Source organism: Vulcanococcus limneticus LL (assembly GCF_002252705.1).
In the GTDB taxonomy this organism is placed as follows: Bacteria; Cyanobacteriota; Cyanobacteriia; order PCC-6307; family Cyanobiaceae; genus Vulcanococcus; species Vulcanococcus limneticus.
The window spans coordinates 1-1,702 of record NZ_NQLA01000123.1 but is presented as its reverse complement, the minus strand read 5'-3'; the positions used below and the strand labels follow the sequence as shown (position 1 = coordinate 1,702).

General features: G+C 51.6%; 2 protein-coding genes. One reads left to right on the top strand and one right to left on the bottom strand.

All coding sequences use genetic code 11. The annotated features are described in order from the left end of the window. On the top strand, window positions 1-396 hold a 396-nt coding region (locus CJZ98_RS19235), incomplete at its 5' end, for a hypothetical protein (protein ID WP_232756602.1). A 300-nt stretch (window positions 397-696) separates the two neighbouring features. Here CJZ98_RS19235 and CJZ98_RS17640 read toward each other — a convergent pair. Beyond that, on the bottom strand, window positions 697-1,702 hold a 1,006-nt coding region (locus tag CJZ98_RS17640; protein WP_232756601.1), incomplete at its 5' end, for an adenylate/guanylate cyclase domain-containing protein.

Below are 1,702 nucleotides of genomic sequence, written 5' to 3'. Positions count from 1 at the left end.
AATTTGGCCGTAACAGGCCGATTTGCGCACATTTTACCGGCAGAAGCTGCTCAGATCCATTGCGGCGCAGAAGATCTGGTGTTTCTCAGGAGGCCCTCCATAAATCCTAGCCGTACAAATGAACATGGGATCTCCCTTGCTTGCAGCATTGAATGCCCCTTTTGGAATAATTCCACCTTCAGCTTTTATCCACCGCCCACCTCTGACAATGTAGTAGTCCCGAGTTTCAATAAACGTATTGCCCCACGGGACATTGCAGTTGTTCCAGCCCCATACGGTTTTACCTGGTTCATACCGATCATCAATAAAGCCAATGCATGCTACTGGCTTGCCACGATCATAATAGCCGATTCTATCGGGACTAAGGAAAGATATGGCTCTAGTTTGAGCGCTTGAAGGCGCGAGGCAAATGATAACCACCTCTATTACTATTGTGAGAAGCGCGAGTGGCCTCCATGAAGCCATTTTTTTCTTAAGAAAATCCTAGTAACACTACGCTCTATGTAGTTGAGCTGTAATGTCTGTCACAAGGATTCACTTCATGGCCTTATGCCGCTGGCGCCAATCTTCGCTCTAGGGCGTTTTGGACAAATCCATGAGTTTGAATCGCTAACGCTCCAGATCAGCGGCGGGCAGATTTTAACTGCGTTGCAAGATGCACTTGCACCCGTCCGCTGGATCTTGATGTTAGGCAGACTAATAGTTCGTCAACCAAGAAGAAGCTCTGGGGCGTAATTGCCGTGGCCGAGGCTTATGCTTTAGGATGACATCGTGCTGGGTTAGACCTTCTATATTCCACGTCCCCTCGCCGCCAGGTACCAGACTAGGAAGTAGACGGTACGGTTGCCCTGGTTCAAGCTTGCACTCCTGCTCAATCTCCTTAAGCGAGATGGCTTCTCCCGACCGCTTGGTAGGCAACCTATTCAGCCAGCCCTTTATCCGAATGCTTGCGGATTCATCAGGCAGGCCATCAGTCTCACTGTGGCTAGAGCTGCTAGATTTGTTGTTTGCCTGCAGAATACTCGGACGAGGGTCGCTTGAATTAGGGCCGGTCACAACATAAACGTCTACTGTGCCAAAGTCCTTTGCTAGATCCAGCGGGCCAATTGGCCACGCACGTGGTGCCGAGCCATGAACTTCTGAAAGCATATCTGCGACTGGCTTTGTGCAAAAAACATTTCCGGGCATCGTGACGGGCTCAAGACGCGCAGCCACGTGAACAGCTTCGCCGAAGATATCCTTATCGTTTCGAAGAGCATTATCGCAAGAGATAACTTCTCCTACGTGAAGGGAAACCCTGCATGTCAACCCGGATGGCACACCGCTCTCTGGGTACGAGTTGGCAAAGAAGTCTCGGATCCGCAATGCATTCTCGGCAGCACTTTTAGCGCTATCAAAGGTCGCCACGATCGCGTCTCCCCAGGTATTAATGAAGTCATAGTCCTTCAGAGTCGTCGAAAGATTATGCAGTCTTGTGGTCGCATAGGTATGAATCTCGTGTGCCGTAAGCTTGCTCCAGCCAGCAACGTCCATGAAGAGTGAGGTGGTCTGGGTTTTCTGGACAGGCTCCATCGTTAACCTGTGAGGCGGGGCACCGCCCCTGACAGGGGGCTCCCACCCATGAGCAAACGCCGCACCCATAGCCCCGAGTTCAAGGCCAAGGTCGCCATGGAGGCGATCAGTGGCCGCAAGACGCTCCAGG